Annotated in this window: 22 protein-coding genes and 2 pseudogenes; 13 read left to right on the forward strand and 11 right to left on the reverse strand. The window is 73.5% G+C overall.

Annotated elements, in window-relative coordinates:
• Positions 1–133: 133 nt before the first annotated feature.
• The 4 genes and pseudogenes from ACFV46_RS07020 to ACFV46_RS07035 form a co-directional block, all read right to left on the reverse strand.
• Complete coding sequence (locus ACFV46_RS07020) at positions 134–763, reverse strand: cysteine hydrolase family protein (RefSeq protein ID WP_385497295.1); 630 nt, start codon at positions 761–763, stop codon at positions 134–136.
• A 63-nt stretch (positions 764–826) separates the two neighbouring features.
• Positions 827–1,326, reverse strand: a pseudogene (locus tag ACFV46_RS07025) (alpha-L-fucosidase); the annotation flags it as partial.
• Between the two features lie 364 nt (positions 1,327–1,690).
• A complete protein-coding gene (locus ACFV46_RS07030; RefSeq protein ID WP_385497297.1) occupies positions 1,691–2,281 on the reverse strand; it encodes an HD domain-containing protein in 591 nt (196 codons plus the stop codon).
• A 49-nt stretch (positions 2,282–2,330) separates the two neighbouring features.
• Positions 2,331–3,155: an enoyl-CoA hydratase/isomerase family protein gene (locus tag ACFV46_RS07035; RefSeq protein WP_385497298.1), complete on the reverse strand. Its 825-nt coding sequence runs from the start codon at positions 3,153–3,155 to the stop codon at positions 2,331–2,333.
• Positions 3,156–3,426: 271 nt separating this feature from the next.
• Between ACFV46_RS07035 and ACFV46_RS07040 the strand changes: the two genes are divergently transcribed.
• A complete protein-coding gene (locus ACFV46_RS07040; RefSeq protein WP_385497299.1) occupies positions 3,427–3,990 on the forward strand; it encodes an NADPH-dependent FMN reductase in 564 nt (187 codons plus the stop codon).
• Positions 3,991–4,061: 71 nt separating this feature from the next.
• On the opposite strand, the gene ACFV46_RS07045 is transcribed toward ACFV46_RS07040, so the two are convergent.
• The 4 genes from ACFV46_RS07045 to ACFV46_RS07060 form a co-directional block, all read right to left on the reverse strand.
• The gene (locus ACFV46_RS07045; RefSeq protein ID WP_361937248.1) at positions 4,062–4,520 is read right to left on the reverse strand and encodes a MarR family transcriptional regulator; all 459 of its coding nucleotides are present in this window, start codon (positions 4,518–4,520) and stop codon (positions 4,062–4,064) included.
• Between the two features lie 75 nt (positions 4,521–4,595).
• Positions 4,596–5,288: a type 1 glutamine amidotransferase domain-containing protein gene (locus ACFV46_RS07050; RefSeq protein ID WP_385497300.1), complete on the reverse strand. Its 693-nt coding sequence runs from the start codon at positions 5,286–5,288 to the stop codon at positions 4,596–4,598.
• 163 nt (positions 5,289–5,451) lie between these two features.
• Positions 5,452–6,258, reverse strand: a complete 807-nt coding sequence (locus ACFV46_RS07055; protein WP_361937244.1) for an MBL fold metallo-hydrolase — start codon at positions 6,256–6,258, stop codon at positions 5,452–5,454.
• 74 nt (positions 6,259–6,332) lie between these two features.
• Positions 6,333–6,830: a MarR family winged helix-turn-helix transcriptional regulator gene (locus ACFV46_RS07060; RefSeq protein WP_376726002.1), complete on the reverse strand. Its 498-nt coding sequence runs from the start codon at positions 6,828–6,830 to the stop codon at positions 6,333–6,335.
• A 109-nt stretch (positions 6,831–6,939) separates the two neighbouring features.
• On the opposite strand from ACFV46_RS07060, the gene ACFV46_RS07065 reads away from it, so the two are divergent.
• The 7 genes from ACFV46_RS07065 (at position 6,940) to ACFV46_RS07095 (ending at position 14,960) form a co-directional block, all read left to right on the forward strand.
• The gene (locus tag ACFV46_RS07065) at positions 6,940–8,004 is read left to right on the forward strand and encodes an LLM class flavin-dependent oxidoreductase (protein WP_361937240.1); all 1,065 of its coding nucleotides are present in this window, start codon (positions 6,940–6,942) and stop codon (positions 8,002–8,004) included.
• A 25-nt stretch (positions 8,005–8,029) separates the two neighbouring features.
• Complete coding sequence (locus ACFV46_RS07070; RefSeq protein ID WP_385497301.1) at positions 8,030–8,743, forward strand: NADPH-dependent F420 reductase; 714 nt, start codon at positions 8,030–8,032, stop codon at positions 8,741–8,743.
• 151 nt (positions 8,744–8,894) lie between these two features.
• The gene (locus ACFV46_RS07075; protein WP_376726005.1) at positions 8,895–9,659 is read left to right on the forward strand and encodes an SDR family NAD(P)-dependent oxidoreductase; all 765 of its coding nucleotides are present in this window, start codon (positions 8,895–8,897) and stop codon (positions 9,657–9,659) included.
• A gap of 188 nt (positions 9,660–9,847) precedes the next feature.
• Positions 9,848–10,567, forward strand: coding sequence for an SDR family oxidoreductase (locus tag ACFV46_RS07080; RefSeq protein ID WP_376726006.1), 720 nt, complete (start codon positions 9,848–9,850; stop codon positions 10,565–10,567).
• Between the two features lie 258 nt (positions 10,568–10,825).
• Positions 10,826–11,587 (forward strand): HAD family hydrolase, encoded by a 762-nt coding sequence (locus ACFV46_RS07085; RefSeq protein ID WP_385497302.1) that lies wholly within the window; start codon positions 10,826–10,828, stop codon positions 11,585–11,587.
• Between the two features lie 23 nt (positions 11,588–11,610).
• Entirely contained in the window at positions 11,611–13,986 is a 2,376-nt protein-coding gene (locus ACFV46_RS07090) for a glycoside hydrolase family 65 protein (protein WP_385497422.1), read from the forward strand.
• An 89-nt stretch (positions 13,987–14,075) separates the two neighbouring features.
• The gene (locus ACFV46_RS07095; protein ID WP_376726008.1) at positions 14,076–14,960 is read left to right on the forward strand and encodes a universal stress protein; all 885 of its coding nucleotides are present in this window, start codon (positions 14,076–14,078) and stop codon (positions 14,958–14,960) included.
• On the opposite strand, the gene ppk2 is transcribed toward ACFV46_RS07095, so the two are convergent.
• The 3 genes from ppk2 to ACFV46_RS07110 form a co-directional block, all read right to left on the reverse strand.
• Positions 14,957–15,760, reverse strand: a complete 804-nt coding sequence (ppk2, locus tag ACFV46_RS07100) for a polyphosphate kinase 2 (protein WP_361937376.1) — start codon at positions 15,758–15,760, stop codon at positions 14,957–14,959. The genes ACFV46_RS07095 and ppk2 overlap by 4 nt on opposite strands.
• Positions 15,761–15,906: 146 nt before the next feature.
• Positions 15,907–16,260, reverse strand: coding sequence for a hypothetical protein (locus tag ACFV46_RS07105; RefSeq protein ID WP_376726009.1), 354 nt, complete (start codon positions 16,258–16,260; stop codon positions 15,907–15,909).
• 85 nt (positions 16,261–16,345) lie between these two features.
• The gene (locus tag ACFV46_RS07110; RefSeq protein WP_361936953.1) at positions 16,346–16,702 is read right to left on the reverse strand and encodes a DUF6479 family protein; all 357 of its coding nucleotides are present in this window, start codon (positions 16,700–16,702) and stop codon (positions 16,346–16,348) included.
• A gap of 82 nt (positions 16,703–16,784) precedes the next feature.
• On the opposite strand from ACFV46_RS07110, the gene ACFV46_RS07115 reads away from it, so the two are divergent.
• The 5 genes and pseudogenes from ACFV46_RS07115 to ACFV46_RS07135 all read left to right on the forward strand — a co-directional run bounded on the left by ACFV46_RS07115 (position 16,785) and on the right by ACFV46_RS07135 (position 22,095).
• Positions 16,785–17,168 carry a ferredoxin gene (locus ACFV46_RS07115; RefSeq protein ID WP_385497303.1) on the forward strand — a complete coding sequence of 128 codons (384 nt, stop codon included), beginning with the start codon at positions 16,785–16,787 and terminating at the stop codon, positions 17,166–17,168.
• Between the two features lie 22 nt (positions 17,169–17,190).
• A pseudogene (locus tag ACFV46_RS07120) lies at positions 17,191–17,343 on the forward strand (acyl-CoA dehydrogenase family protein); the annotation flags it as partial.
• A 9-nt stretch (positions 17,344–17,352) separates the two neighbouring features.
• Entirely contained in the window at positions 17,353–18,195 is an 843-nt protein-coding gene (locus ACFV46_RS07125; protein WP_361936956.1) for an oxygenase MpaB family protein, read from the forward strand.
• A 55-nt stretch (positions 18,196–18,250) separates the two neighbouring features.
• Positions 18,251–20,452, forward strand: coding sequence for a serine/threonine-protein kinase (locus ACFV46_RS07130; protein WP_361936958.1), 2,202 nt, complete (start codon positions 18,251–18,253; stop codon positions 20,450–20,452).
• A gap of 62 nt (positions 20,453–20,514) precedes the next feature.
• Complete coding sequence (locus ACFV46_RS07135) at positions 20,515–22,095, forward strand: phytoene desaturase family protein (protein ID WP_385497304.1); 1,581 nt, start codon at positions 20,515–20,517, stop codon at positions 22,093–22,095.
• The last annotated feature ends 6 nt before the right edge of the window (positions 22,096–22,101 follow it).

Genomic DNA, 22,101 nt, shown 5'->3' on the forward strand with positions numbered 1-22,101 from the left:
GAGGGGTGCGTCGGCGTTCGGCATCAACCGCGCCGCATGGCCTCCTGCCTGGTCGGCACGGGTGCCACCAGCTCGCCCGTCCGACCCGACGCCCCTGGTTGACCCGGGCGTGCCACTCCGGCGCAGGACTGGCTCAGATGTGGGTGGCGCGGACGGCCTCCAGGTACTGATCGACGTCGTACACGGCGTGGGAGATGGCCGGGTAGCGTTTGATCATCGCGTCGTAGGCCTCAGGTCCCGCGTCCGAGGCGGTGGCGTCCCTGAACATGGTCACGTGGTACCCGCGTTCCATGCAGCTACGGGCCGTGGACTCGACGCACATGGTGCCGATCATCCCGGCGATGGCGATGTATTCCACCCCATGCTGGCGGAGCTGCACGTCAAGGTCGGTCGTGGCCAGGACGTCGATGTTCTTGTGCGGCGCGATGACGATCTCTCCCCGGGCGGGAGAGAGGTCCGGGTGGAACTCCGCGCCCCAGCTGCCCTCCTCGAACATGCGGTTCTCGAACATCACCTGGTGGATGCCGGCCGGGCGCTTCCAGGTGGTGTAGTCCTCCTCGGTGTACGACATGGGGGCGAAGAACACCGGGAGGCCCAGTTCGCGCGCCCCGGCCAGCAGCCGCTTCAGGTTGTGGAAGGTGCCGATCCGGTCGAACTCCGCCTGGTAGAACGGATATCCCTTCCCGTCCGCGTGGAATACCTCGTTCGTTGTGTCGATGAGGAGCAGCCCGATCCGGCCCGCTTCGTACGGTGTGCTGTTCATGGCGAGGCGCTTTCGACGGTGTTGTGAGGCTTTTACCCGATGACCGACAGGGCGCCCGGAGTGTTACACACCGGGGTGCCGGAACCCGTTCCCCGCACACTGCGACATCCGCCAGGGGAGTCCATCTCCGTCCAACTCCACGGCGAGCACGCTGCCGTGTGGGGCGAGGTCCGACGGCGCGGGCGGGTCGATCCATAGGTCCCCGGGGACGTCGTGCAGACCACCGGTGCGCCGGTGGGCGAGTTCCGTCCCGGTTCCCAGGACGGTGACCCGGCGTACTGGCTTTCACAGGCCGCGCACGGAGAAGACCGCTTCACTCGGAGGGGCGAAGCAGACCAGGCAAGGAGTACGGCGGTCGGGGCCAGGGTGCTCGGTCCGTAGTGGTGCCCGGGCGGCAGACCCGCGACGCTGCCGTGGTCGGCTGCGGAGTGACGCCGTATCCACTCTCCGAGCCGTTCGAGCCGTCGAGCCTGCTCCGGAGCCACGGTGCCGTCGGCACGCGGGCCGGTAACGAGCAGAAGGTTTCCCCCCATGCCGATCGTTTCGGCGAAGTACCGGACGAGTGGGCCCCGCGGTCTTGTGGTGTCCTAGAAGCCGGTGACCTGTGTGGTCGGCCGTCCGGAGAGGACGCGGGCGGTCATCCAGATGGTCAGGTGGACGATCGAGTCGTTGAGGTCTGCGGCCGCGCCAGACTACGGGACGTTGATCAGCATCTTCATGGGTACCTCCCGGGAAGCTCTCACAGGTGGCCAGGCGACCTGCGTCGGTGCTGTTCAGAGTGGGTACGGGCCAACGATCGCACGCGGGGCGCCGAGAAGTCCCGCTGTCGGAAGTATCGGTCCTGCGGGAGCGCGGGTCATCTGCGCGGGCGTGCCGGTGTCCCGCGGGACGCGAGTCGCGCACCCGGCACGGTCCCGCGTCGGCGCGTCAGAACGCCGGGTCCGCGCCGGCCCGGTGCGCGGCGAGCAGCCCGCCCGGCCAGCTCGACGGCGGGGCCTTCTCCGGCTGCCGGAGCGCCTGCGCGACGACCGCGCCGCTCAGCACGGCTTCGACGTCCATGCGCGGGAAGGCGGCGAGGGCGGCGGTCAGGGACTCCTCGTCGCCGGGCGGGATCAGGTCGGTCCGCCCGAAGTCGGCCAGGACGCCCTCCCGGACGAGGCGGGGCAGGTGCCCCATCCGCTCGGCGATCCCCGGCGAGGTGTGCAGCGCGATCGCCTCCCACACGCTCTGGACGAGCGGACGCGGCCAGTCGTGCTCCGCGAGGAACGCCCGCGCGGCGTCGGCGCCCTCCACCTCGAACCGCTGCGGCCCGTCGTAGACGTCGGCCGTGCCCGCGTCGTGGAACAGGCAGGCCACGGCGAGGGCTTCGCGTTCGAGACCGTCGACGCCCTGCGGCCGGCCGATGTGGTCGGCGAGCAGCCACACCCGGACGCTGTGCTGCAGGACGGGCGGGGCGAGCACCTCGTTCACCTGCGCGTACGCGGCGTCCGCGACGGCTCCGGGGAAGGTGATCCGCATGGCGGGGCCTCCTGTTCATCGTGAGGCGAGGCATGGACGGGCAAGGCCCTCAGGACGATGGTCCCAGGTGCCGCCCCAGGTCGCGTTCGACGCCGTCCGGCTGCTGCAGCCCGGCGTCGAACAGCCGCTTGACACGGGCGCTGTTCTCCGGGCGCCCGGAGGTCCGGAAGAACGCGGCCAGAGACGCGGCGAACTCCTCCACGGGCGGCTCGGTGACCGCGTCGACCAGGGCCTTCGCCTGCCGCACCGCCACCTTGTCGAAACCGGCGACGCGGCGTGCGAAACCGTCCACGAAGTCCTCCAGCCGGTCCTCCGGCAGCACGCGGTTGACATAGCCGTACCGCGCCGCGAGGTCGGCGGGGAAGTCGTCGGCTCCCAGCAGGACCTCGAGGGCGCGGCCCCGGCCGAGCAGCCGGGCCAGCCGCCCGGAGGGGTTCCCGCCGGGCACCGAGCCGATGCCGACCTCGAAGTGCCCGAGGACGGCGCCCGGACCCGCGAACCGGACGTCGGTCGCCAGGACGAACTCGCTTCCGGCGCCCCGTGTGCGGCCGGCGATCTCGCTGACGGTGAGAGCGGGCACCCGCGCGAGCCGGTACAGGTTGTCGGCGTAGGGGTGCAGTCCGGAGGCGGCCGGGCTCATGGCGGCCACCCGGGCGGTGTCGGCCAGCATGTCCCAGTGCGCCATGAAGAAGTCCGGCCGGGCGCTGCGGAAGACGACGACCGTGAGGTCGGGGGCCTCCTCGATACGGGTGATCAGCTCCGCGAGCTGATCGAGGGTGTCGGCGTCGATCAGGTTGATCGCTCCGTTGGAGAAGGTCACCCGCCAGTAGGACGGGCTGACCTCCTGCACGTCGAACTGCGCGGCGGCGCTCATGGACCGGTCCTTGCGTGAGGGGGCATCGCTCGTGACTGTGCCCTTCCGAGGCGCCCCGCCCACACGACGGCACCCACGAGGGTGACACCGGGCGACGAGCGCCCCCCACGGCATTGCTTGACTCGTCAATCAAATGGAGTTACCTTCTCGGTGAGGTTGCTTGACGGAGCAAGTATTTCCGTGGGCCGCCTCACGCCTCACCGCAGACACGCCTCACCGCGTGCACGCAGTACCGCACTCACGCATCACGCATCACGCACGGAAGGTCCCCATGACCAAGATCGGAATCATCATCGGCAGCACGCGCCCGGGCAGGAACGGCGAGGCCGTGGCGCGCTGGGTGCACGAGGTCGCCGCCGAGCGCACCGACGCCCAGTTCGAAGTCGTCGACCTGCTGGACTACAAGCTCCCCGTCCTCGACGAGGCGTACCCGGCGTCCCTCGGCAACTACACCCAGCCCCACACCCAGGCGTTCGCCGAGAAGATCGCCTCGCTGGACGGCTTCGTCATCGTGACGCCGGAGTACAACCGCTCCGTGCCGGGCGCGCTGAAGAACGCGATCGACTTCCTCTACGCCGAGTGGAACAACAAGGCTGTGGGGTTCGTCAGCTACGGCTCGGTCGGCGGCACCCGTGCCGTGGAGCACCTGCGCGGCATCGCGGGCGAGCTCCAGCTGGCCGACGTCCGCTCGCAGGTGGCGCTCTCGCTGTTCACCGACTTCGAGAACTTCACCACCTTCACGCCGGCGCCCGTCCAGCGCGACACCCTGGTGACGACGCTCGACCAGGTGGTGGCCTGGTCGAAGGCGCTGGCCCCGCTGCGGACCGCCGCCTGACGCGACGGCCGCCCCGGCCACCCGTGCGCGCGGTGGTCGGGGCGGCCGGTGCCGTGGACGTCCGGCCGCGGTCAGTCGCCCGCGGCGATGCGCTCCAGGACCCGGGCGGCCGCGGCGATGTCACAGCCCTCGAGGCGGGAGAAGACATGCCGCCGCACGCTCGCGAGGTTGGTCGGCCAGGCCAGCTCCAGACGCTCCCAGCCCGCGTCGGTGAGGACGGCGAGCCAGGCCCGGCCGTCGTCCGGGCACTTCTGGCGGAGCACCAGCGACTGCGCCTCCAGGCGCTTGACCACGCGGGTCACCCCGCTCAGGGAGAGCCCGCACATACGGGCCAGGTCGCTCATCCGCAGCCGGTTCTCCGGAGCTTCGGAGAGATGCACCAGCACGGTGTACTCGGTGCTGGTGATCGGCTGTTCCTTGGCCATGTCGGCGTCGACGACGCGCGGCAGGTACGCCATGACCCGTCCGAGGGCCCGGAGGAACGCTTCCTCGTCCTGATCGAGGGGCTTGATCGCCGTCGTATCTGCCATGAACACAGTGTAATTGGGCACCACGCACGGCTTGCCGCTGACCGGCCCCTCCCCTGGAGGGCCTTCAGAGGACCCTCAGAGGACCTTCAGCAGTTCGGCCGCGAGTGCCGCCGCCGACGCCGGGTTCTGCCCCGTGTAGAGGTTGCGGTCCACCACCGTGTACGGCTTCCACATCTCGCCGCGTACGAAGTCCACGCCGAGCACCTTCAGTTCGTCCTCCAGGAGCCACCGTGCCCGGGAGGCCAGCCCGACGCCGTCCTCCTCGTCGTTGGTGAAGGCGGTCACCCGGTAGCCGGCGAAGGGGGAGACGCCGTGGAGCCGGGTCGAGAGCATGGCGGCCGGCGCGTGGCAGACGACGGCCAGCGGCTTGCCCGAGGCGAGGGCCGCGGTCAGCATCCGTCCGGCGTCGGGGTCCTCCCAGAGGTCCTCCATCGGGCCGTGGCCGCCCGGGAAGTAGACGGCGTCGTAGTCCTCCAGCCGCGCGACGGCCAGCTGCAGCGGCCGGCGCATCTCCTCCGCGGAACGGATGATCCCCTCCAGTTCCAGCGCGGTGTCCGCGCCGCCCGCCATGTCGGGGCGCAGGCTCATCATGTCGACGGTCGGGACCACACCGCGGGGGGTCGCCACCGTGACCCGGTGGCCGGCGTCCGTGAACGCCTTGTAGGGGGCCGCGAACTCCTCGGCCCAGTAGCCGGTCGCGTGCCTCGTCCCGTCCTTGAGCGTCCAGTAGGAGGCCCCGGTCATCACGAAAAGCAGCTTCGCGCTCATGGTCGCTCCCGTCGTCGCGGCAGGCTGCGGAGAGGGGGTGCTCGCCACGCCCGCGGACGGGGCCATGGCCGCGATCCCCACGGCCCCATGCTGCTCCCCTTCCCTCTGGGTCGCACCCGCGGACGCCCGGCACTCCCGCCGGCCGTCCCCGGGCCGAGGGCCGTCAGGGGCGCAGATCCACCCAGGAGCCGTGCGGGGCGGTCCGCAGCAGCGAGGACAGTCCGGCCTCGTGGAAGGCCAGTTCCAGGTCGGTGAACCCCTCGGAGAAGTGGGCCCAGCCGTCGTAGTGGGCCGGCACGATCACGCCGGCTCCGAGGACGGCCGCCGCGGCGGCGGCCCGCCGGCTGTCGAGGGACAGGGGACGCCCGTCGAACTTCGCCGGCACCCGGGCCGCTCCGGCGTGCAGCAGGGCGGCGGCGATGTCGGGGACGCGGCGGGAGATCTCCGCCACGACCCGGATCGAGGCGTTGTCGCCGCTGACGTACAGCGTGGGCAGCCCCTGGCCGGACAGGACGAAGCCGGTGACCTCGCAGTTGACGTTACCGTCGGCGTCGCGTTCGGCGTCGTCGGGGCCGTGCGTCGCGGGTACCGCGAGCACGGTGAGGTCGCCCTCGCCGTCGGCGCGGGGCAGGGAGTGGCTGGTCCAGGGGGCGAGGCCGAGCGCCGGCGAGCCGAGCCGGGCGGCGGTGACGGGCCCGGTCAGGACCAGCGGGGCGGTCAGCGCGAACGCGCGGCCCCGCTCGTCGAGGTTGTCCGGGTGCAGATCGTGGCTGACCAGGACGAGGTCCACCGGGCCCACCGCGTCCTCGGTCCGGGCCGGCCCCGCCGTCTTGGTGAGGTATCCGTGCGGGCCCGCCTCGTCGAAGGTCGGGTCGCTCACGATCCGCAGACCGCCCATGTCGATGACGGCGGTCGGCCCGCCCAGGACGGCGACCGCGCAGTCCTGGCGAGCGAGTGGCGTGGTCGTCATGGCGACTCCGTCCGGTGATCGGGCACGTGGTGCCGAGAGATGCCTGTCGGAAAACGATCGTGACGTCAGGGAATCTACGGCACCACCGGCGGCCCGTGTTCAGCCGTCCCGCCGCGCGCCCGGCCCGGCGCCAGGGCCTTCACGGCGTCGCCCACCGCGGTGATCTGCTCCGGCGTGAGCGGGGCGACGAACAGCTCGCGGATCGCGAGCAGGTGGGGGAGCGCCGCCGCCCGGAACGCCCGGGCGCCCTCGTCGGTGAGTACCACTTCGGCGCCGCGGCTGTCGGTGGCGCACTCCTCACGCCGTACCAGCCCGCGGCGCTCCATGCGTCCCAGCTGATGGGAGAGGCGGCTGCGCTCCCAGCCGAGGGTCAGCGCCAGCGCGGAGGGTCGCAGTCGCCCGCCGTCCGCCTCGCTCAGCGCCAGCAGGGTGGCGTAGTCGCCGGGGGAGAGCGAGGAGTCCTTCTGCAGGCGTGCGGCCAGCTCGGTGCGGAGCGCCTGCGCGGTCTCGATGAAGTCCCGCCAGATCCGCAGCTCTTCGGTCGTCGGGTAGGCCCGGCGTCTGCCGCTCATGCCGCCTCCTTTCGTTTGACGAGTCAAGTATGCCGAGCAATACTTGACGTGTCAAGCAAAACGACGGCCGTGCGCCGTGCTCGCGCGGACCACTCATCCAGGAGCCCTCATGTCCCACCCGAACGACTCCCACCGGAACGACCCGTCCGCGCTCGTCCTCGGCCTCGACACGTTCGGTGACGTGCCCGTGGACGACTCCGGCGTCCTGCTCACCGACGCCGCGGCCATCCGGCAGGTCGTCGACGAGGCCGTCCTGGCCGACGGCCTCGGCGTCGACGTGCTCGCCGTGGGGGAGCACCACCGCCCCGAGTGGGCCGTGTCGACCCCGGAGACCGTGCTCGCCGGCATCGCCACCCGCACCAGCCGCATCCGCCTGTCCTCCGGGGTGACCGTCCTGAGCTCCGACGACCCGGTCCGGGTCTTCCAGCGGTTCGCCACGGTCGACGCGCTGTCCGGCGGGCGCGCCGAGGTCATCCTCGGCCGCGGCTCGTCCACCGAGTCGTTCCCGCTCTTCGGCTTCGACCTCGCCGACTACGAGGTGCTGTTCGAGGAGAAGCTCGACCTGTTCGTGCGTCTCCTCCAGGAGCGGCCCGTCACCTGGGAGGGCACGGTGCGGCCCCCGCTCAGGGACGCCCAGGTCCTGCCCCGGACCGAGTCCGGGCGCCTCACCACCTGGGTCGGCGTCGGCGGCTCGCCCCAGTCCGTCCTGCGCACCGCCCGCCACGGCCTCGCGATGATGCTCGCGATCATCGGCGGCCCCCCGGAGCGCTTCGCCCCGTACGTGGACCTCTACCGGCGCGCCACGGACCAGCTCGGCACCCCGGCCCACCCGGTCGGCATGCACTCGCCCGGCTTCGTCGCCGACACCGACGAGGAGGCGCGGGAGACGTACTGGCGGCCGTACCGGGAGATCCGCGACCGCATCGGCGCCCAGCGCGGCTGGCCCCCGCTGCGGCGCGCCGAGTACGAGGCCGAGATCGAGCGCGGCTCCCTGTACATCGGCTCGCCCGAGACGGTCGCCCGCAAGATGGCCGCCACCGTCCGCTCGCTCGGCGTCGGCCGGTTCGACCTCCTCTACACCGCCGGGGCGCTGCCCGTCAGCGCCCGGCTCCGCGCGGTCGAGCTGTACGGCACCAAGGTGATCCCGATGGTCCGCGACCTGCTGGCCGGCTGACCCGGACGGAACGGAAGGAGATCCGATGGACACGGACATACGCACGATCGGCATCCTGGGCGCAGGCAAGCTCGGCACCGTACTGGCCCGGCTCGCCCTCGCCGCGGGCCACCACGTACTGATCTCGGGGTCGGGCGAGCCCGGCGCCATCGCCCTCACCGTGGACGTCCTCGCGCCCGGCGCGGTCCCGGTCACCGCCGCCGAGGCCGCCGAGGCCGCCGACGTGGTGATCCTGGCCCTGCCCCTGGGCCGGTACCGGAGCCTCCCGGTGGAGGCGCTGCGGGGCAGGCTGGTGATCGACGCCATGAACTACTGGTGGGAGGTCGACGGCGTACGCGAGGAGTTCGCCGACCCGCGCCGCTCCACCAGCGAACTGGTCCAGGCGTTCCTGTCGGACTCGCGCGTCGTCAAGGCGTTCAACCACATGGGCTATCACGACCTGGAGGGCGGGGCCCGGCCCGCCGGTGCCGACGACCGCACGGCGATCGCGGTCGCCGGTGACCGCCCCGAGGACCGGGCCGTGGTGGCCCGGCTGGTCGGGAGCCTCGGCTTCGACCCGGTCCTGGCGGGGGCCCTCGCCGACGGGGTGCGGCTCCAGCCGGGCACCGAGCCCTTCGGCGCGTATGTCGGGGCCCGCGAACTGCGCGCCATGCTCGACCGGTTCCCGCGGACCGAGCTGGGCCGCGCCGTGAGCCGGGCCCGCGCCGCAGCGCGGGCGGCGTCCGGCGAGGCGACCTGACGCCGGGACCCGTCCCGGGAATGAATCGGCGAGGGCCGGGGTTCCGCATATTGCTTGACTCGTCAAGCAAATGTCGGAGGGCTGCGAGCCCCCGCATCACCCACCGCGTGGCGCATCCCCGCCCACGCGTCTCACACCTAGGAGCAGTGCCATGGGAACACTCGACGGCAAGGTGGCGCTCATCACCGGCACCGCGGGCGGCATGGGCCGGGTGGCGGCCCAGATCTTCGCCCGCGAGGGCGCCCGTATCGTCGGCACCGACATCCAGGCCGCCGCCGACGCGGAGACGGTCGAACTCGTCCGCCGCGCGGGCGGCGAGATGACGAGCATCGCCCCGGTCGACCTCACCGACGCGGACGACGTGCGGCGACTCGCCGACGAGGCCGCCGCGGCCTACGGCGGACTCGACGTGATCTACAACAACGCGGCCATGCAGCGCTTCGGCCCGATGCCCGACTTCCCGGTGCAGGACTGGCACGCGACCATCGCCGGCGAACTCGACATCCCCTTCCTGGTGTCGAAGTTCACCTGGCCCCACCTGGTCCGGCGCGGCGGCGGCGTCATCATCAACGTCGCCTCGGAGGCCGGTCTCATCGCCGGTGCCACCCCTCCGATGGTCGCCCACACCGCCGCCAACGCCGGTGTCATCGGCATGACCCGGCAACTCGCGCTGGAAGGGGCCCCGCACGGCATCCGCGCGGTGGCGATCAGCCCCGGCCCGGTGCTCACCCCCGCCAGCGACCGGGACCTCGGGGACGACCAGGCCGCGCGGGACGCGATCACCAGCAAGACGCTCCTCAAGCGGTTCGCCCGCCCCGAGGAGATCGTCGAACTCGCCGCGTTCCTCGCCTCGGACCGGGCGGCCTACATCACCGGCGCCGACTACGCCGTCGACGGCGGCGCGAGCGCCTGGTGACCCACGCGGTCCCCGCGCCCGCGACGGTCTCGAACCCGTTCCGGGCGCGGGCCGGGGCGCGCGGCCGGTGTCAAGTGGTGGCGGCCGGTCGGGCGATATAGCTTCGGAGAGACCGCCACGGGCCGGCGGACCCCGGCGCGACCGACCGGTCGCCGGCCCCCGGGACCACCTGCCGGGAAGGTACGCGCATGAAGGTGGAAGGGTCTGTCGCGTTCGTCACCGGGGCCAACCGCGGGCTCGGGGAGCAGTTCGTCCGGGCGCTGTTCGACGCCGGAGCCGCCAAGGTCTACGCCGGGGCCCGCGATCCCGCGAAGGTCGCCGTGCCGGAGGCCGAACCCGTCGCCGTGGACATCACCGACCACGAGTCGGTCCGCGCCGCGGCGGATCTCGCCGAGGACGTCACCCTCCTGATCAACAACGCCGGTTCCACGACCCGGGCGCACATCCTCACCACGGAACTGGACTCGTTCCGCACGGAGTTCGAGACCCATGTGCTCGGCACGCTCGCCATGAGCCGCGCCTTCGCCCCCGTCCTCGCCCGCAACGGCGGCGGCGCCCTCGTCAACGTCCTGTCCGTGCTGTCCTGGGTGTCGATCGTCCCCAGCGCCGGATACGCCGCCGCGAAGTCCGCCGAGTGGTCGGTGACCAACGCCCTGCGGCTGGCCCTCGCCGACCAGGGGACCCAGGTCACCGCCCTGCATGTCAGCTACCTCGCCACGGACATGGCCGCGGCCGTCCCCGGTCCGAAGGCCGACCCCGCCGTGGTGGCCCGCGCGACGCTGGAGGGCGTCGACGCCGGGCTGCACGAGGTGCTCGCCGACGACGTCAGCCGGCGCGTGCAGGGCGTGCTGTCCGAGGGGACCGAGGCGCTGTACCCGCAGCTGCGCGGCGGCCCGTCCCTGCTCTGACCCCGCCCCGCGCGCCACCCGGGACGCCGCGCGGGACGTTCGGCCCATGGGCGGCACAGCCGTGAGAGGACGACGATCGGCGGGTACGCATGAGCGGACCCCGCCGGACGCGGGACCGCCGTGACAGGGAGGTGAGGAGGCCGTGGGCCTCACGATCCACGACGCCGGCCCGGCAGAGGGCCACCCGGACGGCCCACCGGCACCGCCCTGCGGGGCGGCCCGCCCTGCCCTGCCCCTCACCCGTCCGGGGCACCGGCCATGACCGCACCCGCTTCCGAGGGGTCCCTCGCCCCCATCCTGCGGGGCGTGGGCGCCGTCGTCTTCGACACCGACGGGGTGATCACCGACTCGGCCAAGGTGCACGCGGCGGCCTGGAAGGTGGCCTTCGACGACTTCCTGCGCGCCCATCCGCCCGCCGACCCCGCGGCCCGCCGCCCGTTCGACGTACGGGACGACTATCTGCGCCACGTGGACGGCAGATCCCGGCTCGACGGGGCCGCCGCCTTCCTCGCCGCGCGCGGCGTCGACGCCACGCCCGAGACCGTGCGGGAGGTCGCCGCGGCCAAGGAGCGCCTGTTCACCGACCGGCTCCGTGAGCAGGGCGTCGACGCCTACCCGGGGACCGTACGGCTGGTGCGGGAGCTGCGGGCGGCGGGCGTGCCCCGGGCCGCCGCCTCCGCGTCCCGGCACGCCGGGGAACTGCTGGACCGCGCCGGGGTGCTCGACCTGTTCGACGCACTCGTGGACGGCGGAGAGGCGGCCCGGCTGGGCCTCGCCGGCAAACCGGAGCCCGACCTGTTCCTGGAGGCGGCCGGCCGGCTCGGCGTGCCCGCCGGGCGGTCCGCCGTCGTCGAGGACGCCCTGGCGGGCGTCGAGGCGGGGCGGCGCGGCGGCTTCGCCCTGGTCGTCGGCGTCGACCGGGCGGCCGGCGCGGACACCGCCGCGCGCCTGTTGCGGCACGGCGCCGACATCGTCGTACGCGACCTCGGGGAACTGTGCGCGGGAGGAGAGCCGAAGTGACGGACGTGGGCCGGGACGCCGAGGTGGACGGCTGGAGCTGGGAGTACGAGGGGTACAAGGCCGCCGACGAACGGCTGCGGGAGTCCCTGTGCACGCTCGGCAACGGCTACTTCGCCACCCGGGGCGCGCTCCCCGAGTGCGACGCCGACGACGTCCACTACCCGGGAACCTATGTGGCGGGCATCTACAACCGCCTCACCTCGGAGGTCTCGGGCCGCGAGGTCGAGAACGAGGACATGGTCAACGTCCCCAACTGGCTTCCGCTGCGCTACCGGCTGCCCGAGGGGGACTGGATCGACCCCGACTCCGCGGACGTGCTGGAGCACCGGCAGGGCCTCGACCTGGCCACGGGCGTGCTGGAGCGGCTGACCCGGTACAGCCTCGGCGGCGGACGCATCCTGACCGTGCGTCAGCGCCGTCTCGTGCACATGGCCGACCCCCATGTCGCCGCGCTGCGGACCGAGTTCACGGGCGAGGGGCTCACCGGTCCGCTGGAGGTGGAGGCGGCCCTGGACGGGGGGGTGACCAACGCGGGCGTACCGCGCTACCGGGACCTCGACGGCCGTCACCTCACCCATGTGCACACCGGCACCTCCGCCCCGGACACCGTCTGGCTGCGCTGCCGCACCCGTACGTCCGACGTCCGGGTCGGCCTCGCCGCCCGGCTGACCGCCGACGCCCCCGTCACCGTCACCGTCCGCCGCGAGACCTCCCGGATCGTCCAGTGCGTCACGCTCGACCTCGCCCCCGGCCGCCCCGCCACCGTCGACAAGACCGTCGCCCTGCACACCTCCCACGACCCGGCCATCAGCGACCCCCTGCACGCCGCCGTCGACCGCGTCGCCCGCGCACCCGGATTCGACGCGCTGTCCGGCACCCACCGCGTCGCCTGGGGCCAGCTGTGGCGGCGCGCCGAACTCGACGTGCCCGGCGAACCGGGCCGCATCCTGCGGCTGCACCTCTTCCACGTCCTGCAGACCCTCTCCCCGCACACCGCCGACCTCGACGTCGGCGTGCCCGCGCGCGGACTGCACGGCGAGGCCTACCGCGGTCATGTCTTCTGGGACGAGCTGTTCGTCCTGCCCTACCTCAACCTGCACTTCCCCGAGGTCTCCCGCGCCCTGCTGCACTACCGTCACCGGCGCCTCGAACAGGCCTGCACCACCGCCGCGCGGGCCGGCCGGCGCGGTGCGATGTACCCGTGGCAGAGCGGCAGCGACGGACGCGAGGAGACCCAGCAGCTCCACCTCAACCCGCGCTCCGGGCGCTGGCTGCCCGACCACTCCTGGCTCCAGCACCACGTCGGCTCGGCGATCGCGTACAACGTGTGGCAGTACTGCGAGGCCAGCGGCGACACGGACTTCCTGCACACCAAGGGCGCCGAGATGCTGCTGCAGATCGCGCGCTTCTGGGCGGACAAGGCCGAGTACGACGACGCCCTGGGCCGGCACCGCATCAAGGGTGTCGTCGGGCCCGACGAGTACCACGAGGCCTACCCGGACGCCGGCACCCCCGGACTCGACGACAACGCCTACACGAACGTCACCGCGGCCTGGGTGCTCGCCCGCACGCTCGACCTCATGGACACCCTGCCCGAGCCGCGCCGCCGGGAACTCGTCGAGCGGACCGCCCTGGACGGCGGGGAGCTGGAACGCTGGCAGGAGGTCTCCCGCACCCTGCACCTCCCCTTCCACGACGGGGTCATCAGCCAGTTCGAGGGCTACGGCGACCTGTCCGAACTGGACTGGCACGGCTACCGGCAGCGGTACGGCGACATCCGGCGGCTCGACCGGATCCTGGAGGCGGAGGGCGACACCGTCAACCGCTACAAGGCGTCCAAGCAGGCCGACGTCCTGATGCTCGGCTACCTGTTCTCACCGTCCGAACTGGGCGCGCTGTTCCGCCGGCTGGGGCACCGGCTGGACGAGGGCGTGTGGCGGCGCACCGTCGAGTACTACCTGCACCGCACCAGTCACGGCTCCACCCTCAGCGGTCTCGTGCACGGCTGGGTGCTCGCCCGGTGCCGGCGCAGCGAGGCGTGGACGTTCGTGCAGGAGGCCCTCCAGGGCGACATCGCCGATGTGCAGGGCGGCACCACCGGCGAGGGCATCCACCTGGGCGCCATGGCCGGCACCCTCGACCTCGTCCAGCGCGGCCTGACCGGTCTGGAGACCCGCGACGGCGCCCTGCGCCTCGACCCGGTACCGCTGCCCGAGCTGTCCTCGTACGGCTTCTCGCTGCGCTACCAGGGCAACTGGGGCGTACGGCTGCGGCTGGAGCGCGGCCTGCTGGAGATCGCGGTGCCGTCCTCCGACATCTCCCCGATCACCATCCGGCTTCCGGACCGCGAGGTCTCCGTCGAGCCCGGCGACAGGGCCCGGCTGGTCCTCCCCGGCTGACGCGCGGGCCTCGTGCGGCCGGGCCTGCGCGACACCGGCCGCGGGGCGACCCTGGAAGAGCGGGGGAGTGGCCCGGAAAGGGGACGACCATGGACGGTGCCGGTCCGGTGGTGGTGGGCGTGGACGGGTCGCCGTCGAGCCTCACGGCGGTGGAGGCCGCCGCCCGCGAGGCCCGCGCGCACGGGGTCGCGCTGCGCGTGGTGCACGCCTTCGGCAGGCCGCCCGCGCGCATCCCGGCCGGCGGCCGCCCCTGGGAGCCCGCCTCCGCCGCCGGGGTGCGCCAGCTCATCGACGGCACGCTCGGCGAGGCCGAGCAGCGCGCCCACGCGGCTGCCCCCGGCGTCGAGGCCGCCCACGAGGTCGTCGTCGGCGACCCCGTCGAGGTGCTGGAGATCGAGTCGCGCACCGCGTCCATGATCGTCGTCGGCAGCCGGGGACTGAGCCGCTTCGGCGCCCTGATGGTGGGGTCCACCGCCGGGCAGCTCGCCGCCCACGCCTCCTGCCCGGTCCTCGTGGTGCGCGGCGACCCCCGACCCGCCGGGCCGGTCCTGCTCGCCGTCGACGGCTCGCCCGCCGCCCGCGGCGCCGTCGAGTTCGCCTTCTCCCAGGCGTCCCGGCACGGCACCGATCTGGTCGCGCTGCACGTCTGGAGCAACCGCACCGAGCGCGCCTACGCCTCACCGGCCGACCCGCCCTTCGTCACCTACGACGAGGGGCGGCTGCACGACGAGGAGGAACGGGTGCTCGCCGAGGCCCTCGGCGGACTGGGCGACCTGTACCCGGACGTGCGGGTCGAGCGCCGGCTGGTGCGCGGCCGGGTCCGGCACACCCTGATCGAGGCCGGCGCGGACGCCGGGCTCCTCGTGGTCGGCGCCCGCGGCCGGGGCGGCTTCACCGGCCTGTTGCTGGGCTCGGTCAGCCAGGCCGTCCTCCACCACGCGCCCTGCCCGGTCGCCGTCGTCCGCCCCCTCTAGAGACCGGCGGCGTGGTCCGGGACGTAGGTGCGCAGCTCACGGGGCGGGCGCTGGTAGCCGGTCGACTCCGGCCGCTCGGGCAGCTCGATCACCGGCGGGGGGACCTCGCCGTAGGGCACGGAGTCCAGCAGATGGGCGATCATGTTGATCCGGGCCCGGCGCTTGTCGTCGCTCTCCACGACGTACCAGGGTGCCTCGGTGATGTCGGTGTGGACCATCATCTCGTCCTTCGCCCGCGAGTAGTCCTCCCAGCGGGTGATCGACTCCAGGTCCATCGGGGACAGCTTCCAGCGCCGCAGCGGGTCCTCCAGACGCCGCCGGAACCGCTCCTGCTGCTCCTCGTCGCTCACCGAGAACCAGTACTTGCGCAGCAGGATGCCGTCCTCCACCAGCATCCGCTCGAACTGCGGGCACTGCCGCAGGAACAGCTCGTACTCCTGCTTGGTGCAGAAGCCCATGACGTGCTCGACGCCCGCGCGGTTGTACCAGCTGCGGTCGAACAGCACGATCTCACCGGCCGCCGGCAGATGCTCGATGTACCGCTGGAAGTACCACTGGGTGCGCTGGCGCTCGGTCGGCCGGGGCAGCGCCGCGATCCGGGCCACCCGGGGGTTGAGATGCTCCGTGACGCGCTTGATGGTGCCGCCCTTGCCCGCCGCGTCCCGGCCCTCGAAGACCACGACCAGCCGGGCCCCCTCGGCCCGCACCCACTCCTGGAGCCTCACCAGCTCCGTCTGCAGCCGCAGCAGCTCCTTCTCGTACGTCTTGCGCCGCAGCTTCCCCGTGTTGTCGCCGGACATGGCGTCTCCCCACTACCCGATCCCGGTCACCCGAACTGCACCGTACTGAGCGGGTCCACCGGGCGCACCCCGGGTACCCCCGGTGCGGTGCACGACGACGGCGCGGACCCCGGGTGTTCCCGGGATCCGCGCCGTGCGACGGACTCTCATCCGGTGCGGTCGCCCTTCGGGCGGCCCCGCTGGTCGGGGGTGCCGTGCGGCGGCGGGCCGAAGGGCTGCGGCGAGGTCGCCGGCGACACCGGGGAGCCCGTGCGGCGCCCGCCGCTCTCGGGGCGCAGGGCCCCCGGATCGCCCGAGGTCGGTTCGGCACCGGCGTGCAGCTGGTCGAGCCGGGCGTCCAGCAGTTCCGTCACCGGGAGGCGGTCGCCGTGGGCGTGCTCGTACGCCAGCAACTCCTCCACCTCCCCGGCGGTCAGCGACCGAACGCGGCTCTGCAGACCGCCGAGCGGCAGATGGTCGTAGTCGGGCAACGGCAGTGCGTGGTGGGAACGGTCGGGCATGGTTCTCACTTCCCTGTGGACGACTGCGTCGGACGGACCGGGCACGCGCCCGGCGTACCCGTCTCCGGCGCCGACGGGACGGGCGTCAGCCCGAGCCGCCGCTGCCGAACGAGCCGCTGCGGCCCTCGTCCCAGCGCGGCCGCCCCTCGGCGGAGCTGCCGCGGGAGGAGACGTTGCCGCCGCCCGGCATCTCGTGCGGGCTCAGGCGCTGGTCGCTCCGGGGCACCTCGTCGGGCTCGCGGTTCTCCCGGATCTCGTGGACCGGGCCGTCCGCGGGCAGCCGCGGCTGTTCCTCGGGGCGGGGGCGGGGCGGTTCCCGGCGCTTGGAGCGCACCCCCAGGGCGAAGGCGCCGATGAGCAGCGCCACGAGGACCAGGCCGACCACGGCCAGTCCGACACCCAGGGCACCCGATGCGGCGATGTCCGTCGATGCGATGTTCATGGCCCGCGGGTACCCCCGGAACCCCGGGCGAACCAGGCCCGGCGCGGGTTTGACGCCGGGCGGGCGGGGCTACCCGGCCCACGTGACATCGACGGCATCGCAGCAAGAACTCGTCCGGTTCCTGGAGGACCGCTTCACCTGCGCGCAGGCCTGCACCGAGTGCGCCCGGGCATGCGCCCTGCGCGCCAGCCTCGTCGACCCGGACGGGGCCGAGGACCACGAACTGCTGCGCCGCAAGGGCATCCTGTGCGCCGAGGTCTGCGACGCGACCTGCCGGATGCTGTCCGACCAGGGTCACTTCGACGCGGACGCCGAGGACACGCTGCGCATGCAGCTGGAGTGGACCCGGACGGTCTGCCTGGAGAGCGCGCATGTCTTCGAGCGGCACCCGGAGGCCGAGGAGACCGCCCTCACCTGCCGCGCGTGCGCCCGCGCCTGCACCGAATTCATGGCGCTGCTCGTCTGAGACCCCCCGCCGGGATCGCGGGCTCTCCTCGCCCTGTGCGGGCGCCGTCCTGCGGGGCGAACTGGAACGCGGCTACCGCTCGGCGGTCATCTTCACCTTCGGCGGCGGCAACAACGGGATCCAGCGCGAGATCATCGCCCGGATCGGGCTGGGGATGCCGCGGGTGCGGCGTTAGCCTGCCGGTATGGGCGATCCCGGGCTGTTCACCCCGCACTCGGTCACCTGGCAGCTGCACGGCGATCCCATGATGTGGGTCGCCGGCATCCGTGCCCTCTACCTCCAGGCGCTGCACCCGCGCGCGGTGCGCGGCGTCCTGCAGAACTCCGACTTCCGCCGGGACGCCTGGGGCCGGCTGCGGCGCACCGCCGACTTCGTCGGCACCACCACCTACGGCACCACCGAGGCCGCGGAGAAGGCCGGCGCCCGGGTCCGGAAGATCCACCGCATGCTCGGTGCCACCGACCCCGACACCGGCGAGCGGTACGGCGTCGACGAGCCCGCGCTGCTGCTGTGGGTGCACTGCGCCGAGATCGACTCCTACCTCCAGGTCGCCCGCCGCTCCGGCTTCCCGCTCACCGACGCGCAGGCCGACCGGTACATCGCCGAACACCGGGTCAGCGCCCGCCTGGTGGGCCTCGACCCCCACGCCGTACCGGGCGACCAGGAGGAGATGGCGGCGTACTTCGAGACCGTGCGGCCCGAGCTGACCTGCGGACCCGAGGCGCGCGTCGTGGACGACTTCCTGCTCCGTCCGCCGACGCACCCCCTCCTCGTCCCGGCGCGCGAGGTGCTGTGGCGGCGCGTGGCCCGGCTCGCGTACGCCGCTCTGCCGCCGTACGCCCACGACCTGTACGGACGTCCGGCCCCGGAACCGGCCGCCGTCACCCGCCGGTTGCGTGCCACGGGCACCGCGCTGCGCTGTGTTCCCGCACGTCTGCGCTGGCAACTCCCGCCCAAACACATCCTGCGCGCCATGGACCGGCTCGGCCCCGGCGCCCGCCCGGCACCGTACAAACTCGGACGATAGCTCGCCATACTGGACGAGCCGGAAGGGCGGACCATACGGGGGGCGAGCGCGGCAGATGGGGGAAAGCAGGCTGATCCAGGGCCGGTACCGGCTGCTCGAACCGATCGGGCGGGGCGGTATGGGCGAGGTCTGGAAGGCACGCGACGAGTCACTGGGCCGGCGCGTCGCCGTCAAGTGCCTCAATCCGCTGGGGCCGCACCACGACCCGTCCTTCATGCGGGTCCTGCGGGAGCGGTTCCGCCGGGAGGCCCGGGTCGCGGCCGCGCTCCAGCACCGCGGGGTCACCGTCGTCCACGACTTCGGCGAGTCCGACGAGGTGCTGTTCCTCGTGATGGAGCTGCTGGAGGGCCGCAACCTCAGCCAGCTCCTTGAGGACAACAAGCACCACCCGCTGCCCGTCGCCGACGTCGTCGACATCGCCGAGCAGGTCGCCGCCGCCCTCGCCTACACCCACCAGCAGGGCATCGTGCACCGCGATCTGAAACCGGCGAACATCATGCGCGTCGCCGACGGCACCGTGAAGATCTGCGACTTCGGCATAGCGCGCCTCGCCCACGACATCGGGTTCACCTCCCGGCTCACCGGCACGAACGTGGCGATGGGCACCCCCCACTACATGTCGCCGGAGCAGATCGGCGGAGAGGACGTCGACCAGCGCAGCGACCTGTACTCCCTGGGCTGCGTGCTGTACGAGATCGCCACCGGCGTCCCGCCGTTCGACCTCGACGACCCCTGGGCGGTCCTCGTCGGCCACCGCGACACCCCGCCCCGGCCGCCGCGCGGCCACCGCGCAGACCTCCCCGAGTACCTGGAGCAGGTCATCCTGGACCTGCTCGCCAAACGCCCCGAGGAACGCCCGCACGACGGACGCGAACTGGGTCGCCGGATCAGCCTCGGCCGCACCACCCCGGCCTACGTCCCCACCGTGGTGACCGCGCGGCCGGCGACCGGGCCCGAGCGGCCCGCCCCCCGCCTGCCGTCCTGGACCCGGGGCATGACCACCGGCCACAAGGCCACCGGCACCGGACCGCGCGGCACACCGCCCGACGCCGCGGCCGGTCTGACCGGCGAATGGATCCCGCGGCCGTCCGGCACCGACCCCGCCCCCACGGCCGCCGCGCTCACCGCGCTGGCCGGACGGCACGGCGCCGGGCTGAGCCTGGGCCGCCTCGGCCGCTGGACGGAGGCCCGCGAGGTGCACCGGGCGGTGGCCGCCGAACGCGAACACCTCCTCGGCCCCGACCACCCCGACACCCTCGCCAGCCGCTACGAACTCGCCTTCGCCCTCAGCCGGACCGGCCGCGCGGCCGACGCGCTGCGCGCGTACAAGCACGTCGCCCGCTCCCGCAGCCTCGCGCTCGGCCCGGACCACCCCGACACGCTCGCCGCACGCCAGGAGATGGCATACGTCCTGGGTCAGTTGGGCCGGCACGTCGACGCCCACCAGGTCTACACGTCCGTGCTGGCCGACCGGGAGCGCGCGATGGGCGCCGACCACCCCGACACCCTGCGCTGCCGCCACAACCTCGCGTTCAACCTCAGCAGACTCGGCCGCCCGGAGGACTCCCACCGCATGGCCGAGGAGGTGGCCGCCGCCCGCGCCCGCGTCCTCGGCCCGCACCACCCCGACACCCTGGTCACCCGGTACGAAGTCGCCTACGCGCTGGGACAGTTGGGGCGCTGGACGGAGGCGCTCCAGACCTACCGCGAGGTCGCCGAGGCCCGCGCCCACGCCCTCGGCCCGGACCACCCGGACACCCTCGCCGCCCGCTACGAGGTCGGCATCAGCCTCGGCCGGCTCGGCCGCGGCGCGGAGGCGCTCCAGCTCTACCGCGCCCTCGTCGACGACCGCACCCGGGTGCACGGCCCCGCCCATCCGGAGACCCTGCGCGCCCGCCACGGCCTCGGCGTCAACCTGGGCCGGCTGGGCCGCTGGGAGGAGGCGCTCGCCGAGGCCCGCGACGTGTGCGCGATCCGCGAGCGCGTCCTCGGCGCCGACCACCCGGACACCCTGGTCAGCCGGCGCGAGGTCGCCGTGGGCCTGGGCTGGCTCGGCCGCTGGCCGGACGCGCTGTCCGAGTACCGCCGGGTGGCCGGCGCCCGGGAACGGGTCCTGGGCGCCGGCCACCCCGACACCCTCGCCAGCCGCACCGACGAGGCCCATTGCCTGGGCCGGCTCGGCCACGCCGCGGAGGCGGCCGAGCTGTACCGCCGGGTGGCGCTGCAGCGGCAGCAGCGGGTGGCCGGGGACCGCTGACCCGGGCGCGTCCCAGCCCTCCAGCCCTGGCCGCAGTGGATCACCCCGTGTTACCAAGGACCATGCCCGCACACGACGCACGCCCCGGACAGCGCACCTACGACGCCGTGATCGTCGGGGGAGGACACAACGGCCTGGTCGCCGCCGCCTATCTGGCCCGGGCCGGACGGTCCGTGCTGGTGCTGGAGCGGCTGGGGACCACGGGCGGGGCGGCCGTGTCGACGCGTCCCTTCGCCGGGGTGGACGCCCGGCTGTCGCGCTACTCGTACCTGGTCAGCCTGCTGCCCGACAAGATCGTCCGGGATCTCGGGCTGAGCTTCCGGGTCCGCAAGAGGGACGTCTCCTCGTACACGCCGGTCGAGCGGGACGGACGGCCGACCGGGCTGCTGGTCGGCGGCGGACCGGAGCGCACCCGGGAGGCGTTCGCCGGGCTGACCGGCGACGACCGCGAGTACGGGGCGTGGCAGCGCTTCTACGGTTTGACCGGCGAGGTCGCCCGGCGCGTGTTCCCGACCCTCACCGAACCCCTGCCGAGCCGGGACGAGCTGCGCCGCCGGGTGGCCGACGACGACGCCTGGCGGATGCTCTTCGAGGAGCCGGTCGGGGTCGCGATCGAGGAGCGGTTCACGGACGACCTGGTGCGGGGCGTCGTCCTCACGGACGCCCTCATCGGCACGTTCGCCGACGCCCACGACCCCTCGCTGAAGCAGAACCGCTGCTTCCTCTACCACGTGATCGGCGGCGGCACCGGCGACTGGGACGTCCCCGTCGGCGGCATGGGCGCGCTCACCGACGCCCTCGCCGAGGCGGCCCGCGCGGCCGGAGCCGACCTGGTCACCGGCCACGAGGCCGTCCGCATCGACACCGACGGGCGCACCGCAGAGGTCACCTACCGCACCGCGGACGGCGAGGGCGTCGCCGGCGCCCGCCACGTCCTGGTGAACGCCTCCCCGCAGGAGCTGGCCGCCCTCACCGGCGACCCGGCCCCGGCGCCCGCCGAGGGCGCCCAGCTGAAGGTCAACATGCTGCTGAAGCGGCTGCCCCGGCTGCGCGACACCTCCGTCGACCCCCGCGAGGCGTTCTCCGGCACCTTCCACATCGCCGAGGGCTACGGCCAGCTCGCCGCCGCCCACGCCCAGGCCGCCGCCGGGGAGCTGCCCACCGCGCCGCCGTCCGAGATCTACTGCCACTCGCTGACGGACCCGACGATCCTCGGCCCGGACCTCGTCGAACAGGGCTACCAGACGCTCACCCTGTTCGGCCTGCACACCCCCGCCCGGCTGTTCGAGCGCGACAACGACGCGGTCCGCGAGGACCTGCTGACATCGACCCTGGCCCAGCTGGACGCCCACCTCGCCGAACCGCTCGCCGACTGCCTGGCGACCGACGCCGACGGAAGTCCCTGCATCGAGGCGAAGACGCCCCTCGACCTGGAACGCGACCTGCGCCTGCCCGGCGGCAACATCTTCCACCGTGACCTGTCCTGGCCGTACGCCGACGAGTCGACCGGCCGCTGGGGTGTGGAGACCCGCCACGCGAACGTCCTGCTCTGCGGGGCGGGCGCCGTGCGCGGGGGAGGGGTGAGCGGGGTGCCGGGGCACAACGCGGCGATGGCCGTGCTGGAGGCCGGCGACGGCTCCTGACGGAGC

It is taken from the genome of Streptomyces sp. NPDC059852 (assembly GCF_042731455.1).
GTDB lineage: Bacteria > Actinomycetota > Actinomycetes > Streptomycetales > Streptomycetaceae > Streptomyces.

Coding starts and splice junctions, on each gene's coding strand:
- ACFV46_RS07020 (WP_385497295.1), bottom strand. CDS start 763: ATGAACAGCACACCGTACGAAGCGGGCCGGATCGGGCTGCTCCTCATC.
- ACFV46_RS07030 (WP_385497297.1), bottom strand. CDS start 2,281: ATGCGGATCACCTTCCCCGGAGCCGTCGCGGACGCCGCGTACGCGCAG.
- ACFV46_RS07035 (WP_385497298.1), bottom strand. CDS start 3,155: ATGAGCGCCGCCGCGCAGTTCGACGTGCAGGAGGTCAGCCCGTCCTAC.
- ACFV46_RS07040 (WP_385497299.1), top strand. CDS start 3,427: ATGACCAAGATCGGAATCATCATCGGCAGCACGCGCCCGGGCAGGAAC.
- ACFV46_RS07045 (WP_361937248.1), bottom strand. CDS start 4,520: ATGGCAGATACGACGGCGATCAAGCCCCTCGATCAGGACGAGGAAGCG.
- ACFV46_RS07050 (WP_385497300.1), bottom strand. CDS start 5,288: ATGAGCGCGAAGCTGCTTTTCGTGATGACCGGGGCCTCCTACTGGACG.
- ACFV46_RS07055 (WP_361937244.1), bottom strand. CDS start 6,258: ATGACGACCACGCCACTCGCTCGCCAGGACTGCGCGGTCGCCGTCCTG.
- ACFV46_RS07060 (WP_376726002.1), bottom strand. CDS start 6,830: ATGAGCGGCAGACGCCGGGCCTACCCGACGACCGAAGAGCTGCGGATC.
- ACFV46_RS07065 (WP_361937240.1), top strand. CDS start 6,940: ATGTCCCACCCGAACGACTCCCACCGGAACGACCCGTCCGCGCTCGTC.
- ACFV46_RS07070 (WP_385497301.1), top strand. CDS start 8,030: ATGGACACGGACATACGCACGATCGGCATCCTGGGCGCAGGCAAGCTC.
- ACFV46_RS07075 (WP_376726005.1), top strand. CDS start 8,895: ATGGGAACACTCGACGGCAAGGTGGCGCTCATCACCGGCACCGCGGGC.
- ACFV46_RS07080 (WP_376726006.1), top strand. CDS start 9,848: ATGAAGGTGGAAGGGTCTGTCGCGTTCGTCACCGGGGCCAACCGCGGG.
- ACFV46_RS07085 (WP_385497302.1), top strand. CDS start 10,826: ATGACCGCACCCGCTTCCGAGGGGTCCCTCGCCCCCATCCTGCGGGGC.
- ACFV46_RS07095 (WP_376726008.1), top strand. CDS start 14,076: ATGGACGGTGCCGGTCCGGTGGTGGTGGGCGTGGACGGGTCGCCGTCG.
- ppk2 (WP_361937376.1), bottom strand. CDS start 15,760: ATGTCCGGCGACAACACGGGGAAGCTGCGGCGCAAGACGTACGAGAAG.
- ACFV46_RS07105 (WP_376726009.1), bottom strand. CDS start 16,260: ATGCCCGACCGTTCCCACCACGCACTGCCGTTGCCCGACTACGACCAT.
- ACFV46_RS07110 (WP_361936953.1), bottom strand. CDS start 16,702: ATGAACATCGCATCGACGGACATCGCCGCATCGGGTGCCCTGGGTGTC.
- ACFV46_RS07125 (WP_361936956.1), top strand. CDS start 17,353: ATGGGCGATCCCGGGCTGTTCACCCCGCACTCGGTCACCTGGCAGCTG.
- ACFV46_RS07130 (WP_361936958.1), top strand. CDS start 18,251: ATGGGGGAAAGCAGGCTGATCCAGGGCCGGTACCGGCTGCTCGAACCG.
- ACFV46_RS07135 (WP_385497304.1), top strand. CDS start 20,515: ATGCCCGCACACGACGCACGCCCCGGACAGCGCACCTACGACGCCGTG.